General features: G+C 72.4%; 14 protein-coding genes. 9 read left to right on the forward strand and 5 right to left on the reverse strand.

The window, feature by feature from the left end:
• Positions 1-70: 70 nt before the first annotated feature.
• Complete coding sequence (locus ACFY3N_RS02005) at positions 71-346, reverse strand: DUF397 domain-containing protein (protein ID WP_390814705.1); 276 nt, start codon at positions 344-346, stop codon at positions 71-73.
• Complete coding sequence (locus ACFY3N_RS02010; protein WP_390814706.1) at positions 327-1,181, reverse strand: helix-turn-helix transcriptional regulator; 855 nt, start codon at positions 1,179-1,181, stop codon at positions 327-329. Before ACFY3N_RS02010 ends, ACFY3N_RS02005 begins: the two co-directional genes overlap by 20 nt.
• A 178-nt stretch (positions 1,182-1,359) precedes the next feature.
• Between ACFY3N_RS02010 and ACFY3N_RS02015 the strand changes: the two genes are divergently transcribed.
• The 6 genes from ACFY3N_RS02015 to ACFY3N_RS02040 all read left to right on the forward strand — a co-directional run bounded on the left by ACFY3N_RS02015 (position 1,360) and on the right by ACFY3N_RS02040 (position 6,528).
• Positions 1,360-1,563, forward strand: coding sequence for a hypothetical protein (locus ACFY3N_RS02015; RefSeq protein WP_390814707.1), 204 nt, complete (start codon positions 1,360-1,362; stop codon positions 1,561-1,563).
• Positions 1,563-1,979: an ATP-binding protein gene (locus ACFY3N_RS02020; protein ID WP_390814708.1), complete on the forward strand. Its 417-nt coding sequence runs from the start codon at positions 1,563-1,565 to the stop codon at positions 1,977-1,979. The genes ACFY3N_RS02015 and ACFY3N_RS02020 overlap by 1 nt, the downstream gene beginning before the upstream one ends.
• Positions 1,980-2,126: 147 nt before the next feature.
• The gene (locus ACFY3N_RS02025) at positions 2,127-3,203 is read left to right on the forward strand and encodes a hypothetical protein (RefSeq protein ID WP_390814709.1); all 1,077 of its coding nucleotides are present in this window, start codon (positions 2,127-2,129) and stop codon (positions 3,201-3,203) included.
• A 16-nt stretch (positions 3,204-3,219) separates the two neighbouring features.
• Entirely contained in the window at positions 3,220-4,395 is a 1,176-nt protein-coding gene (locus ACFY3N_RS02030; protein ID WP_390814710.1) for a toxic anion resistance protein, read from the forward strand.
• Positions 4,392-5,939: a substrate-binding domain-containing protein gene (locus ACFY3N_RS02035; protein WP_390814711.1), complete on the forward strand. Its 1,548-nt coding sequence runs from the start codon at positions 4,392-4,394 to the stop codon at positions 5,937-5,939. The genes ACFY3N_RS02030 and ACFY3N_RS02035 overlap by 4 nt, the downstream gene beginning before the upstream one ends.
• Entirely contained in the window at positions 5,926-6,528 is a 603-nt protein-coding gene (locus ACFY3N_RS02040) for a hypothetical protein (RefSeq protein ID WP_390814712.1), read from the forward strand. The genes ACFY3N_RS02035 and ACFY3N_RS02040 overlap by 14 nt, the downstream gene beginning before the upstream one ends.
• Positions 6,529-6,713: 185 nt before the next feature.
• Here ACFY3N_RS02040 and ACFY3N_RS02045 read toward each other — a convergent pair whose 3' ends face one another.
• The gene (locus ACFY3N_RS02045) at positions 6,714-8,534 is read right to left on the reverse strand and encodes a phosphoenolpyruvate carboxykinase (GTP) (RefSeq protein WP_390814713.1); all 1,821 of its coding nucleotides are present in this window, start codon (positions 8,532-8,534) and stop codon (positions 6,714-6,716) included.
• Positions 8,535-8,861: 327 nt separating this feature from the next.
• On the opposite strand from ACFY3N_RS02045, the gene ACFY3N_RS02050 reads away from it, so the two are divergent.
• From ACFY3N_RS02050 to ACFY3N_RS02060, 3 genes are all read left to right on the forward strand, one after another.
• Positions 8,862-9,575, forward strand: coding sequence for a hemolysin III family protein (locus tag ACFY3N_RS02050; protein WP_390814714.1), 714 nt, complete (start codon positions 8,862-8,864; stop codon positions 9,573-9,575).
• 105 nt (positions 9,576-9,680) lie between these two features.
• The gene (locus ACFY3N_RS02055) at positions 9,681-10,313 is read left to right on the forward strand and encodes a TetR/AcrR family transcriptional regulator (RefSeq protein WP_390814715.1); all 633 of its coding nucleotides are present in this window, start codon (positions 9,681-9,683) and stop codon (positions 10,311-10,313) included.
• A 34-nt stretch (positions 10,314-10,347) separates the two neighbouring features.
• Complete coding sequence (locus ACFY3N_RS02060; protein WP_390814716.1) at positions 10,348-11,079, forward strand: Mut7-C RNAse domain-containing protein; 732 nt, start codon at positions 10,348-10,350, stop codon at positions 11,077-11,079.
• A gap of 212 nt (positions 11,080-11,291) precedes the next feature.
• Here ACFY3N_RS02060 and ACFY3N_RS02065 read toward each other — a convergent pair whose 3' ends face one another.
• Entirely contained in the window at positions 11,292-13,325 is a 2,034-nt protein-coding gene (locus ACFY3N_RS02065) for a thioredoxin domain-containing protein (RefSeq protein ID WP_390814717.1), read from the reverse strand.
• An 85-nt stretch (positions 13,326-13,410) separates the two neighbouring features.
• Positions 13,411-14,403, reverse strand: a complete 993-nt coding sequence (locus ACFY3N_RS02070; protein ID WP_390814718.1) for a translation initiation factor 2 — start codon at positions 14,401-14,403, stop codon at positions 13,411-13,413.
• Positions 14,404-14,440: the final 37 nt, after the last annotated feature.

A 14,440-nucleotide genomic window follows, 5' to 3' on the forward strand; every position in this document is an offset into this window, starting at 1 on the left:
TCGGAGGTGCGCCTCTTAGGGGCGTACCTCTTAGAAGTACGCCCCTAAGAACGAGGGAAGCCGGTCCGGGTCACTTGAGGGACGCGACGAACGACGTCCAGGCCGGGGCCGTGACGGTGAGGACCGGGCCGTGGGGGACCTTGGAGTCGCGGACCGGGACGACGGCGGTGTGGGCGTCGCAGACCTCTACGCAGTCGCCGCCCGTTCCGTTGCTGTAAGTGCTTTTGCGCCAGCGGGCGGCGCCTGGGAAGGCTTCGGCTACCTCGACGCAGTCGCCGCCACTGCCATTGCTGTAGCTGCTCTTACGCCAGACGGCTGTGCTCAAGTCAATCTCGTTGCTCGCCATTTCTGCCATCCTCAGCCGCTTGCTCAATCAGGGCGAGGGACGCCTCAGGAGGTAGCGCGGCGGCCCTGAGCAGATCGTACGACCTGCGGTACTCCTTCACGAGGCTCGGATCGTCGATGGTGTCCCCGCTGTGCAGCGCCTCGGTGTAGACCAGCGGTGGCGCATCGGAGAACGTCATGATCTTGGCCGTGCCCAACATGAACGGATGCGCCCCGCAGTTCCACGGGAGAAGCTGGGGAACGATTCGATGCCGCCGGGCCAACCCTGCAATGTGCTCCCATTGTTCGGCTGCCTGGTCCGGCGGAACGATCGGCTGGCGGAGCAGGGACTCGGACAGGATGGCCCAGTACACGGGGGTCTTGTGGTTCTCCTCGAAGAGACGGGCCCGCGCCAGTCGGGCGGTGGCCTTCTCCTCCACCTCCTCGGCCGGTGCCAGCGGGTGGGTCGCCCGCACCACCGCCCGCGCGTACGCCTCCGTCTGCAACAACCCAGGGATCAGCGTCGGGCACCACTCCTCGATGGTCTCCGCGTGCTTCTCCGCCTCCAGCACCCGCTCGAAGTAGCTCGCGTGCCCGCGCCGCTTCGCCCGCCGCACGTCCTCGCACCGCCGCCGGAAGAACCCGTCCGTGCCGAGCACCTTGTCCACGTGCTCGGCCAGTTCCGCCGGCATCCGGCGCGTCCCCCGCTCGATCTCGCTGAGGTGGCTCGGACCGTAGAAGCTGCCCTCGACCAACTGCTGGAGCGTCAGCCCCGCCTCCTCCCGTTTCCAGCGCAGTTCGCTGCCGTAGAAGGTCGGGACGCCCGTCGAACCGTCGATGTCCTTGCGCTGCCCCATCGTTCACCGTCCTCGCTGTGCCGTTACCGCCCACTTCCGGGTGTTCCCCGGCCCCTACCGGCTCCCGTACCGCATCCGCGCAGTTCAGGGCCGGGATGCCGAAGTGCTGTCACGCTACGCCGACCGGCGGCAGAGTGTGAACGGTTCGTCACACAGCGCACTGGAAGGTGTGAACCCCATGCACAGCCCCACCGAAGCCGACGCCTGCGCCGAGGAGTTGCGGGCGGCGCTCGCCGCGCACGGCATCACCCTGCCGTCCCTCGGCGTCGACCTCCCGGCCTTCGCCTCCCGCTGCCCCGTCCGGCCCCTGATCTCCCTCGGCAACTGCAACCTCCTCACCGCCCGGGCCCTCACCGCCGCCCTCCGCAAGGGGGCGGCGTGATGCGGCCGGCCACGACACTCGATCTGCTCGCGACACCGGCCGAGGTGTCCGTCGTGCGCCGCGCCCTGCGCGGCCACGGCACCGACGTCCAGCTCTGCGCGAGCGAGCTGGTCACCAACGTGATCCGGCACGTCGGCGAGGGGGTGCCCGTCACCGTCCGGGTGTGGTGCGACGGCGGCGGGCGCACGCGGCTGGAGGTCACCGACCCCGACCCGCGCGCGCTGCCCGTCCTGCGTGCGGCGGTGGGCGCCGACGAGGAGTCGGGGCGGGGGCTCGCCCTGCTGGACGCACTGGCGTGGCGGTGGGGTGTGACACAGGGACCGGAGAGCAAAACCGTGTGGTGCGAGCTGGCGGCGGGGACGCAGGGAGGCGGCGCAGCCCCGGACCGTGGTGCGGTGCCGGTCGCGTCCGTCTGAGTGGACCCACCCGGACCGGAGGACTGAGCACCGGTTTCGGTCCCCTCGCCGGAATGGCCGGTTCCCGTTGCGTACCGGTATGGCTCGGACACCGGCCGTTCACCGGGGACGTCGGGGAACGTTGGATTCCGCAGGGATGCTCCGGACGTGAGACGGATTATGGGAATCGTCCTCGCGGTGCTGCTGACGGCCGGTGTGGTGGCCGCCGTCGTCGCGGGCCGGGACAGCGGGGAGACGGGCACGGCAACGAAGACCGTGCGCATGGTGATCGGATCGGAGAAGGCGGAGTTCTTCGCCGATCCGGACGTGGTGGAGGCCCTCGCCGCCAAGGGCTACACCGTCGAGGCCGAGACCTCGGGGTCCTGGGCCATGGAGGGGCTGGACCTCGGGGGGTACGACCTCGCCTTCCCGTCCAGCCGGGCGCCCGCCGCCGAGCTGGCCGAGAAGCACGGGGTGCGGGGCATCCTCCCGCGCCCGTTCTACTCGCCCCTCGTCGTCGTGTCCCGCCGCGGCGCCGCCGAGGTGCTCGCCGGGAACGGGCTGGCCGTGCTCGACGGGAAGAACCCGGGCACGCTGAGGATGGACGCCTACCTCGACGCGGCCGAACGCGACCGCACCTGGCAGCAGCTCGAGGGGGCCGGGGAGTACGGGGAGCTGACCGGCACCCTCTACATCTCCAGCACCGACCCGGAGACCTCCAACTCCGGCGCGCTGTACCTGGCCGCCGCCTCCTACGTCGCCAACGGCGGCAAGGTGGTGGCGGGCGACGCCGAGGTCGGGCGCACCGCTCCCCTGCTGCGCAAGCTGGTCGGTGTCCAGGGCGCCCAGCAGACCAGTACGGACGCGGCGTTCCGGGACTTCGTCAGCGGGGCCGGCAACCCGCTCGTCCTCGTCTACGAGTCCCAGGTGGCCGCGCTCCTCGACGAGCAGCAGAACGCGGACGACCTCGTCGTCCTCTACCCGGACACCACGGTCAACAGCGACCACACCGTCGTCCCGCTCACCAAGAACGGCCGGAAGGTCGCCGAACTCCTCGGCAGCGACCCGGCGCTGCGCAGGCTGGCCGTCCGGCACGGCTTCCGCCCGCAGGGCGACATGGCCGAGTTCGCGGCGGCCGCCGTGGGCCGCACCGCCTACCTCAAGCAGCGACTGACCGGCGTCCGCCAGGCGCCCGTGCCCACCTCCGCGGTGCTGCGCGAGCTGGCGCGACGGGCGCGCGGATAAGGGGGAACAGCAACATATGAACAGCACTGACGGCGACTTCGTACTGACGCCGCCCGAGGCCGTCGCTCCCGTGCCCCGGGAGAAGGCCGGCGGTCTCGTGCCCGTCGACGAGGGCGTGCGCGCCGACATGGCGGCCAAGGCCGCCGCGTACGTCGAGGGGCTGGCGGCCCTGGACGCCCGCTCGCCCGAGTTCGCGGGCAAGGTCGGGGAGATCACCGCACTGGGCGCCGGCGAGATGCGCACCGCCACCGCGCAGTCCAACCGCATGCTGGACCGCACGGTCCGTAGCCTGCCCGGCAAGGGCAGGGACGCGCAGTCCAAGGTCGCCGGGTCGCTGGTCGAACTACGGCGCGTGGTCGAGGACCTGGACCCGCGTGACCTGCCCGCGGGCAGGGGCCGCAGGTTCCTCTCCCGGCTGCCCGGCGGCAACAGGCTGCGCGACCACGTCGCCAGGTACGCCTCCGCGCAGGGCACCCTGAACGGCATCGTGGGCGCGCTGCGCGGCGGACAGGACGAACTGCGCCGCGACAACGCCGCGTTGCAGACGGAGCGGGTCCGCCTGTGGGAGACCATGGGCAAGCTCCAGGAGTACGTCGTCCTGACGGAGGCCCTGGACACCGCCGTGGAGCGGCACATCGCGGGCGTGGCGGCCACCGATCCGGCGCAGGCCGACTCGCTCCGCGCCGACGTGCTCTTCCCGGTCCGGCAGAAGCACCAGGACCTGCTGACCCAGCTCGCCGTGTGCGCGCAGGGCTACCTCGCCATGGACGTCGTACGGCGCAACAACGACGAGCTGATCAAGGGCGTGGACCGGGCGGCCACGACGACCGTGTCGGCGCTGCGGATCTCCGTGATGCTGGCGTCCGCGCTCGACCACCAGAAGAAGGTCGTCGCGCAGGTCGACGCGCTGCGCGGGACCACCGAGGAGCTGATCCGGGGCAACGCGGAGATGCTGGCGACGCAGAGCGGGGAGATCCAGCGCATCGCCGCCGACCCGGCGGTCGGGGCCGAGACCCTGCGCACCGCGTTCCAGCAGATCCACCGCACCCTCGACGCCATCGACACCTACCGGGCGCGGGCGACCGAGGCGATGGCGGCGACGGTGGAGAACCTGACCTCCGAGCTCCAGTACTCCCGTCACCACCTGGAGCGCAGCCGGTCGCAGGGCGCACTGGAAGGGGGGCTCGGATGAGACGGCGTTCCCTGGCCGCGCTGCTCGCCGCCGCCGCGGCCCTGCTGGGCGCGTGCACCGCCGCGCCGGAGAAGCCGGAGACGGAGCAGGACCCGTACGCCGCCGCCCCCGGCACGCTCCGGGTGCTGGCCTCCAGCGAGCTCAGCGACATGACCCCGGTCCTGGAGCGGGTCGAGGAGGACACCGGCGTCACGATCCGGCCCACCTGGATCGGCACGCTCGACGCCGTGGACATGCTGGCCACGGGGAGGACGGACGGACGGTACGACGCCGTGTGGCTCTCCTCCAACGACTACCTGCGGCTGCGCCCGGAGGCGGCGGGGAAGGTCGTCTCGGAGACGCCCGTGATGTCCAGCCCGGTCGCCGTCGGGGTGCGGTCCGCCGTCGTCGAGGAGCTGGGCTGGAACCCCGAGGACGTCACCTGGTCCGCGATCGAGCGGGCCGTCCGGGACGGGAGACTCACCTACGGCATGACCGATCCGACCCGCTCCAACTCCGGTTTCTCCACGCTGGTCTCCGTCGCCTCGGCGCTCTCCGGGGCGCAGTCCGCGCTCACCGACGCCGACGTGACGGAGGCGACGCCGCGGCTGAAGGAGTTCTTCGAGGGGCAGAAGCTCACCTCGGGTTCCTCGGGCTGGCTGGCGGGCGCGTACCACCGCCGCGGTGACGTCGACGCGCTCCTCAACTACGAGTCCGTTCTCGAGGGCTTCGAGGGCCTGACGGTGATCCGTCCGAAGGACGGGGTGGTCACCGCCGACTATCCGCTCTCCTCCCTCGCCTCGACCGGCGCGGCCACCCGCGACGACGTGCGCCGGGTGGCCGACGCGCTGCGCTCGGACGCCGTCCAGCGGCTGATCACCGATCACACGCACCGCCGCCCGGTGGTCGCCTCGGTTCCGCCGGCGGCCGGACTGGACACCGGCCGCCGGCGCGAGCTGCCGTTCCCCGGCAGCCGTTCCGTCGCCGACGGGCTGCTCGACGCGTACGAGAACCAGTTGCGCCGCCCCTCCCGGACGGTGTACGTCCTCGACACCTCCGGCTCGATGGAGGGCGAGCGGATCGACCGGCTGAAGCAGGCCCTCACCGACCTCACCGGCGACTTCCGCGACCGGGAGGAGGTCACCCTGATGCCGTTCGGCACGGACGTGAAGAGCGTGCGCACCCATGTCGTCCGCCCCGAGGATCCGGAGCGGGGGCTCGCCGCGATCCGCCGGGACACCGGGGCGCTGCGGGCCGAGGGCGAGACCGCGATCTACACGTCCCTGCGGAAGGCGTACGACCACCTGGGCGACGGCGAGGACACGTTCACGTCGATCGTGCTGATGACGGACGGCGAGAACACGGCGGGCGACGGGTCCGGCGACTTCGACGACTTCTACGGAGGACTGTCCCGCGAGCGGCGGGACATCCCCGTCTTCCCCATCCTGTTCGGCGACTCCGACCGGGCCGAGCTGGAGCACATCGCCGGGCTGACCGGCGGCCGGCTGTTCGACGGGCAGGACTCGCTGGACGGGGCGTTCGAGGAGATCCGTGGCTACCAGTAGGGCGATGGCGTACCTGGAGTCCCGCAAGAACCTCGCCGGGTGCGCGGGCGGGCTGGCGGGGCTGGTGCTGACGTTCACCGGCGTGGCGGGTCCGTACTGGCCGGTCGTGGTGGCCGGGCTGTACGGGGCGGGCGCGCTGGCCGCCCCGCCCGAGCGGCCCGCGCCGCCCGCCTTCCCGGACCCGTCCGCGCAGCTCGACGAGGTGCGGGCCGACTTCGAGCGGCTGCGGGAGTACCTGGCGGACGTCGACCTGCCGCCCGCCGCGACGGACCGGCTCACCGGGCTGACCGGGCTGCTCGCCGCGTTGCTGGACCCGGGACGGGCGACCGAGCTCCTCGCCCAGGACCCGGACGCCGTGCACTCCCTGTCCCGGGCCGTGCGGCAGGACGTGCCGGAGGCCGTCGACGCCTACGTACGGACCCGCTGGTGGACGCGGCTGGCTCCGGGGCAGGAGCCTCCGGAACGGCACCTGGAGCGTCAGCTCGGTCTGCTGCGCGAGGAGGCGGAACGGCTGGCCGCGGGCCTGCGCGAGACGGAGGCCCGGCGCCAGGAGTCCCACACCCGGTACCTGGAGGACCGCTCCCCGTGAGCCCGGCATGGGCGAGGGCCCGTCGTCGTCCCCTCCGCCGGGGCGGGCGGAGGGGACGGCGACGGGCCCGTGGGTCCCGCACGCCGTTGTGCGGGCCTCGCCGGTGTGTTCCGCGGCCGGCCGTGACGTGACGATCGCTGGTCAGGGCATCCTCATTCCGACCGGCCGCGGGGTCTGTGCGGGCGTCAGCCCAGGCGCCGCACCAGCGCGTGGTACTGGTCCCACAGCTCCTTGGGCGTGTGGTCGCCGAAGGTGTTCAGGTGGTCGGGGACCAGGGCGGCCTCCTCGCGCCACACGTCCTTGTCGACGGTGAGCAGGAAGTCCAGGTCGGCGTCGGAGAGGTCCAGTCCCTCGGTGTCCAGCGCGGCCTTGGCCGGGAGCACGCCGATCGGGGTCTCGACGCCCTCCGCGCGGCCGTCCAGGCGCTCCACGATCCACTTCAGGACGCGGGAGTTCTCGCCGAAGCCGGGCCAGACGAACTTGCCCTCGTCGTTCTTGCGGAACCAGTTGACGTAGTAGATCTTCGGCAGCTTGGACTGGTCCTTGTCCTTGGCCACGTCGATCCAGTGCGCCATGTAGTCGCCCATGTTGTAGCCGCAGAACGGCAGCATGGCGAAGGGGTCGCGGCGCAGCTCGCCGACCTTGCCCTCGGCGGCGGCGGTCTTCTCGCTGGCCACGTTGGCGCCGAGGAAGACGCCGTGGTTCCAGTCGAAGGACTCCGTCACCAGCGGTACGGCGCTGGCGCGGCGCCCGCCGAAGAGGATCGCGGAGATCGGCACGCCCCTGGGGTCCTCCCACTCGGGCGCGATGATCGGGCACTGCGCGGCGGGGGTGGTGAAGCGGGCGTTGGGGTGGGCGGCCGGAGTGCCCGACGCGGGGGTCCAGTCGTTGCCCTTCCAGTCCGTGAGGTGGGCCGGGGTCTCCTCGGTCATGCCCTCCCACCAGACGTCGCCGTCGTCGGTGAGGGCGACGTTGGTGAAGACGGAGTTGCCCCACAGGGTCTTCATGGCGTTGGCGTTGGTGTGCTCGCCGGTGCCGGGGGCGACGCCGAAGAAGCCGGCCTCCGGGTTGATGGCGTACAGGCGGCCGTCCTCGCCGAAGCGCATCCAGGCGATGTCGTCGCCGATCGTCTCGACCGTCCAGCCGGAGATCGTGGGCTCCAGCATGGCGAGGTTGGTCTTGCCGCAGGCGGACGGGAAGGCCGCGGCGACGTACTTGGACTCGCCCTGCGGCGGGGTGAGCTTGAGGATGAGCATGTGCTCGGCGAGCCAGCCCTCGTCGCGGGCCATGACGGAGGCGATGCGCAGGGCGTAGCACTTCTTGCCGAGCAGGGCGTTGCCGCCGTAGCCGGAGCCGTAGGACCAGATCTCGCGGTCCTCGGGGAAGTGCGAGATGTACTTGGTCCGGTTGCAGGGCCAGGGGACGTCCTCCTGGCCGGGCTCCAGCGGGGCGCCGACCGAGTGCACGGCCTTGACGAAGAAGCCGTCGGAGCCGAGCTCGTCCAGGACCGGCCGGCCCATCCGGGTCATGGTGCGCATGGAGACGGCGACGTACGCGGAGTCGGTGATCTCGACGCCGATGGCGGACAGCGGCGAGCCGAGCGGGCCCATGCAGAAGGGCACGACGTACAGGGTGCGGCCCCTCATCGAGCCGCGGAAGACGCCCTTCTCGCCCTGGAAGATCTCCCGCATCTCGGCGGGGGCCTTCCAGTGGTTGGTCGGGCCGGCGTCCTCCTCCTTCTCGGAGCAGATGAAGGTCCGGTCCTCGACGCGGGCGACGTCGGTGGGGTCGGAGGCCGCGTAGTAGGAGTTGGGGCGCTTGATCGGGTCGAGCTTGCGGAAGGTGCCCTTGGCGACGAGCTCCTCGCACAGGCGTTCGTACTCCGCCTCCGAGCCGTCGCACCAGACCACCCGGTCCGGCTGCGTCAGGTCTGCGATCTCGTTGACCCAGGAAATCAGTCCCTGGTGGGTGGTGGGGACGCTGGGAGCCGCGATGTCGCGCGCCACGATTGCTCCTAAATGAGGGGTTTTTTGTTGGGAGGCCCCGTGGGGGCTGCGACCCGGATGCTTCACGGTTGAGCCCTGGGCGCTCATCCGGTGTCGACCGCACTCATTTGATCATCCGACGAGAGCGCCCATCTGTCCAGAGGGCCGCACAGGTGAGCAACGTGATGATGGCCACGGTTTCTCGCGGGCCTTTACGCGCACGTTGAGTGAACGTGGTGGTTTCTTTGCGTGACAGGCCGACGGGGCGGCGTGAGATGATGACCATGCCATGTGGTCAATTCGGCCCCCGGACGCATAACTTACGGTTCCGTAGGTACCATGCCGGACATGACTGCGTTCGCCCCCGACGCGCCCGAGGACCCGGCGGTTGACGGCCGGGGTCCGGTCGCGACCTCCCTGCCGCATCCGGTCAAACCCAAGCTCCGCGGCTGGCTGCACCTCGGCATGTTCCCCGCCGCACTGGTCGCCGGGCTGGTGCTGACCGCCTTCGCCGGCTCGAGCCGGGCCCGCCTCGCCTGTGCGGTCTACGCGCTGACCGCCTGCCTGCTGTTCGGCGTGAGCGCGCTGTACCACCGGGGCGACTGGAGCCCCCGCATGGACGGAGTGCTGCGCCGCCTCGACCACGCCAACATCTTCCTGATCATCGCGGGCACCTACACCCCGCTGACCATCCTGCTGCTGCCGGACTCCAAGGGCCGCTGGCTGCTGTGGGGCATCTGGGCGGCGGCCGCCGCCGGGATCGTCTTCCGGGTGTTCTGGGTCGGCGCCCCCCGCTGGCTCTACACGCCCTGCTACATCGCGATGGGCTGGGCGGCCGTCTTCTTCCTGCCGGACTTCATGCGCACGGGCGGCATCGCCGTCCTCGTCCTGGTGGTCGTGGGCGGTCTGCTCTACAGCGTGGGCGGGGTGATCTACGGCCTGAAGAAGCCCAACCCCTCACCGCGCTGGTTCGGCTTCCACGAGGTCTTCCACTCCCTGACCCTGGCCGCCTTCATCGCCCACTACGTGGGGATCTCCCTGGCGGCGTACCAGCACGGGTAGGGGGCACCCGTCCGACGACCGGGCCGCGGCACCACGCCGCGGCCTTTTCCATGCCTGGGCGCCGGCCCCGGCTCCGTGTGTTCCCCATGGCCGAGAATGAGGGTCATGAAGGCCGCGCGCTCCCCCCTCGCCCCCGCCGCCCCGCCCCGCCCCGGGCTCCGCGAGCGGAAGAAGACCAAGACCCGCGAGGCCATCCGCGACGCGACCTACGGACTGGTCCGGGAGCAGGGCTACGACGCCACGACGGTCGAGCAGATCGCCGAGCGCGCCGAGGTGTCGCCGTCGACGGTCTTCCGGTACTTCCCCACCAAGGAGGACATCGTCCTCACGGACGAGTACGACGGGCCGCTGCTCGCGGAACTCGCCGCGAGGCCCGCCGACGAGCCCTGGCCGGACTCGGTCCGGTACGTGCTGCGCAAGGCCGTCGGCCTGGCGATGACCGAGCAGCCGGACGCGACGCTGCTGCGGGCGCGGCTGACGGCCGAGGTGCCCGCGGTGCGCTCCCGGATGCTGGAGAGCCTGTCGGCCACCGCCCGCCTGCTCGCCGGTACCGTCGCCGTGCGCACCGGGCTCGACCCGGACGGCCTGGAGGTGCGGGTCGGCACCACGGCCCTGGCCGGCGGCCTGCTGGAGGCCTCGCGCTACTGGGCCGAGCGCGGGCACACCGACGACCTCGCCGACCTCGTCGACCGGGCCCTCGACGTGTTCGAGCACGGCCTGCCCGCCGCGACATCCTGAGGCGGCGGACGCCGGACATGAGATCCTTGGCCGGGTGAACGGTCCCGAGATCCACCTCGAGTTCGCCCCCGAGCTGCTGCTCTTCGTCCCCCGGGCGCGGCCCACCGGCGCCACGAAGGCCGCCACCGACGGGGTCTCCAGCCTCGGCCATGTCGTCGAGTCCCTCGGAGTCCCGCTGACCGAGGTCGGCGCGCTGCTCGTGGACGGCCGCGAGGTGCCGGCCGGCCATGTGCCGGCCGCGGGCGAGTCGGTGACGGTACGCGCCGTCGCGCACCCCCAGCGGGTGCCGGGCGCCCCCCTGCGCTTCCTGCTCGACGTGCACCTCGGCACGCTCGCCCGCCGGCTGCGGCTGCTGGGCGTGGACACGGCGTACGAGTCGACGGACATCGGCGATCCGGCGCTGGCCGCGCGGTCGGCGGCGGAGCGGCGGGTGATGCTCAGCCGGGACCGGGGGCTGCTGCGGCGGCGGGAGCTGTGGGCGGGGGCGTTCGTCTACAGCACCCGGCCGGAGGAACAACTCGCCTACGTGCTCGACCGGTTCCGGCCCGAGCTGCGGCCGTGGACCCGCTGCACCGCCTGCAACGGCCTGCTGCGGAAGGTCACCAAGGACGAGGTCGCCGGCCAGCTGAAGGGCGGCACCCACCGCACGTACGACGTGTTCGCGCAGTGCGGTGAGTGCGGGCGGGCGTACTGGAAGGGTGCGCACCACGAGCAACTGGTCGCGATCGTGGAGCAGGCGGTCGCGTCGCGGTCCGAGCTGGGCTGACGCGGTGACGGCGCCGGCGCGGTGACGCCGTCGGGGGAAACCGCGGGGAACCGCGGGCCGGGCGCGCCCACGCGGTAGCGCCGTCGGGGGAAACCGCGGGGAACCGCGGGCCGGGCGCGGTCACGCGGCCGAGCCGCGTGTCGATGCGGCACCGCGCTCCCGCGGGGCGCACGGCGCGCCGACGGGAGCGCGGTCCCCCCGGTGCGGCGGGTTCAGCCGCCCAGCGCCGTCCGCAGCCGGTCGGGGTCGGTCGTCGGCGCGTCACAGGTGAAGTTGCGGCAGACGTAGGCGGCCGGTTCGTCCTGGACCAGCGGACGGTCGGCGAGCAGCGGGAACTCGTCGCTCCCCGGGGTCCCGGCCGCGACCACCGCGCCGGGCGCGGATCCCAGGAGCGCCGTGCGGTGCAGGGTGGCCGTGGCCGGGTCGTCGAGTGCCGGACCGATCACCGCGACCTCCCGCGGCCCGTCCAGTACGGCCTCGGCGACCGCGAGTCCCCACCCGATGAACCGCGGGACGCGCGGGCCGAGCGCCTTCACCACGCCCAGCGCCCGTTCGGCGGCGGTGCGGTGGGGCGCGGAGCCGGTGTGCGCGGCGTAGCCCAGCAGGGCGCCCGCGGCGGCGGTCCAGCCGGACGGGGTGGCGTTGTCGGTCGGGTCCTGCGGACGGCGGATGAGGCGCTCCGCGTCGGACGCCGTGTCGTACAGGGCGCCCGACCCCGGGTCGGTGAAGCGGGCCAGGACGTGGTCGAGCAGCAGTCCGGCGAACTCCAGCCAGACGCCCTCGCCGGTCACCGACGCCAGCGCCAGGAAGCCCTCGGCGACGTCGGCGTAGTCCTCCAGGACCCCCGCGTTCGTGCCGACGCGGCCGTCCTTGCTGGTGCGGGCGATCCGGGCCCCGTCGTCCAGGTGCAGCCGGACCAGCAGGTCACCGGCGGCGACGGCGGCCTCCACGAGGTCCGGCCGGTCGAAGTAGGCGCCGGTCTCGGCGAGCGCGGCGATCGCCAGCCCGTTCCAGGCGGCGACCACCTTGTCGTCCCGGCCGGGCGCGGGCCGGGCGGAGCGCGCCGCCAGCAGCCGCTCCTTGATGCCGTCGATCCGCCCGGCGTCGAACACCTCGTCCCGCTGCGGCAGCTGCAGCACCGAGGCGCCCTCCTCGAAGGTGCCCTCCACCGTCACCCCGAAGTACCGCGCGGCGAGTTCCGCGTCGTCGTCCCCGAGGACCTCGCGCAGCTGCGCGGGCGTCCACACGTAGTAGGCGCCCTCCACGTGCCGCCCCGTCCCGTCGTCGCTGTCGGCGTCCAGCGCGGAGGCGAACCCGCCCTCTGCGGTGCGCAGTTCGCGGACCATGAAGTCGGCGGTCTCCAGCGCGACCCGGCGGGCGAGCTCCGAGCCGGTGGCCCGCCACAGGTGCGCGTACACCCGGCACAGCAGCGCGTTGTCGTAGAGCATCTTCTCGAAGTGCGGCACCACCCAGTCCCGGTCGACGGAGTACCGGGCGAAGCCGCCGCCGAGCTGGTCGTAGATCCCGCCGCGCGCCATGCGCTCACAGGTGTCCGCCGCCATCTGCAGCGCGCCCTCGGCGCCGGTGCGGGCGTGGTGGCGCAGCAGGAACTCGATCACCATGGACGGCGGGAACTTCGGCGCCCCGCCGAACCCGCCGCGCTGCGGGTCGTACTCCCTGGTCAGCCCGAGCAGCGCCTGCGCGAGCTCCTGCTCGCCGGGCAGCCGGTCGTCGCCGTAGGACAGCTCCCGGGAGGCCAGGTCCCGGGTGATCTTGCCCGCCACCTCGTCGACCTCGCCGCGCCGCTCGGCCCACGCCTGGTGGACGCCCTGGAGCACCTGCCGGAACGACGGCATGCCGTGCCGGGGGGCGGGCGGGAAGTAGGTGCCGAAGTAGAACGGCTCGGCGTCCGGGGTGAGGAACACGGTCATGGGCCAGCCGCCCTGTCCGGTCGCCGCCTGCACCGCCTCCATGTAGACGGCGTCGACGTCCGGGCGCTCCTCGCGGTCCACCTTGACGCTGACGAAGTGGGCGTTCATCTCGTCGGCGGTGGCCCGGTCCTCGAAGGACTCGTGCGCCATCACGTGGCACCAGTGGCAGCTCGAGTAGCCGACGCTCAGCAGCACCGGCACATCGCGCCGCCGCGCCTCGGCGAAGGCCTCCTCGGACCAGGACCACCAGTCGACCGGGTTGTCGGCGTGCTGGAGGAGGTAGGGGGACGTGGCCTGCGCAAGTCGGTTCGCCATGCCTCCATCCTCGCGCACCCGGCCGTGCCCCGCGGGACGGGCGCCCCGCGACCCCCGTGTGTCCCCCGGCAGGCTCCGCGGCGGTCTATGGCCGCCGCGCCTCGATGACCTGCTGCTCGGCCGCCTCGACCGCGAAGCGCGCGGCCGGATCGCCGCCCGCCCGCCGTACGGCGCCGCGCACCAGGGCGAGGTAGAAGAGGGCCGGGGCGCAGGGGGACCAGCGTTCCGGCGGCTCGTCGGCGATGAAGCCGAGCACGGAGGCGGGGTCGGCAGGCACGAACTCGAAGCGGTCGTGCTCCCACTTGTCGGTCACGCCGCGGGTCCAGCGCAGCCGCAGGGTCTCCTCGTCCAGGCCGGGCAGCACCGCGCGGAAGAAGGCCGCCCACTGGTGGTTGTCCAGGTCCAGGCCGAAGCCGAGGAGCTCCAGGTCCAGCTCGTCGGTGGCGTGGACGGCGAGCTCCTCGAACAGGGCCCGGCGGGCCACCGCGTGCAGGCTGATCGGGCCGCCGTCCTCGGGGAGGTCGTGCTTGCGGGCCAGGCCCTCGTTGGCGGAGGAGTTCCACCGGGAGCTGTTCGGTCCGGCCACGCGGGCGCTGCGCCGCGAGAACAGCATCTTGCCGTCCTTGCCCGTCTCCAGCGCCACGTTCACGCCGAAGCTGCAGTTCATCCACGCCGGCGCGTGGACCGGGTCCTCGCTCTCCAGGTACTGGTCGCGCAGGGTCAGGCCGTTCCGCTGCTTGCGTTCGAGATTGAGGGAGGTGGTGAGGAAGTCGAAGTAGTCGGCGTCCTGGAGGGTGAGGGTGACGACGGGGTCCTCGGCCAGGTGGGTGCGGGTCACGACGACCCGCTCGACGGCGAAGCGCTCGTTGTTCCAGCGGTGCGGCAGGCCGAGGGCCTCCTTGCGCCGCTCCTCCTCCTGGATCGCGTGCCGCCAGCCGCCGATCTCCTCGGGGAACTCCACCCGCCTGGGGCGGTACTTGACGCGGATGTCGTCCTCGCGGATGGGACGGGTCCCGTCACCCTCGAAGAGGTGGCAGCCCGTCACCCTGCCGACCACGGTGAACCTGTCCCTACGCATGAACAACACCCTTTTCAGTAAGCTTCGTTGGAGCTCT

Source organism: Streptomyces sp. NPDC000348 (assembly GCF_042898795.1).
In the GTDB taxonomy this organism is placed as follows: Bacteria; Actinomycetota; Actinomycetes; order Streptomycetales; family Streptomycetaceae; genus Streptomyces.